Here is an 821-nt window from a genome sequence, read left to right on the forward strand (position 1 = left end):
CACCTGACCACCACAATCAACCTGACGGACCCCGCGCTGTCTCAGCGCTATCCCCTGTACGACGTGGACGGAGAACAACTCCCACGCTGGCGTCGGCCCCTGACCCGAGCGCTGCAGACCGGGACAGCCACCCACGACATCATCGGCGCCGACCGCGCCAACGGGCAACGAGTGTGGATGGCCGTCACCTGCACCCCACTGACCCCGGGATCCGACAGTTCCCCGTTCGTGATCTCCCTGACCGATGTCACCGAACACCTCACAACCGCCAACGAACTGAGCTACCAGGCCACCCACGACCAGTTGACCGGCCTGCCCAACCGGGCACACACCATCGCCACCCTCGACTACTACCTACGCGCCCGACATCGTCGCGACCCACTCGCGGTCATGTTCATCGACCTCGACGACCTCAAAACCACCAACGACACCTTCGGCCATAGCGTCGGAGATCTCGTCTTGCGCACCAGCGCACATCGACTACGCCAAGCCCTACCGGCCACCGCGACCCTCGGACGCCTCGGCGGCGACGAATTCGTGGCCATACAACTCGACGACATAAACGCACTCCCCCACATCACCAACACACTCCATACCGCACTCGCCCGATCGATTCCCATCGCCGGACACAACCTGCACATCCGGGCCAGCATCGGCGTCGTCCTGGTCCCACCCCGCGACACCCGCACCACCGACCACATCCTGCGGCGCGCCGACCACGCCATGTACCGAGCCAAAACCACCGGCGGCGCACGCACCCACTACCTCACCACCCCACCAGCACAACCCTTCAACGGGTACGTGCCGCAATACTTTCCACG

General features: G+C 64.7%; 1 protein-coding gene. It reads left to right on the forward strand.

Annotated elements, in window-relative coordinates; genetic code table 11:
- Positions 1 to 821 (forward strand): GGDEF domain-containing protein (locus IO33_RS0141870; RefSeq protein WP_157858086.1); only part of this gene is annotated, 821 nt, incomplete at both ends.

Origin of the sequence: Streptomyces durhamensis (assembly GCF_000725475.1) — a bacterium.
GTDB classification, from domain to species: Bacteria; Actinomycetota; Actinomycetes; order Streptomycetales; family Streptomycetaceae; genus Streptomyces; species Streptomyces filipinensis.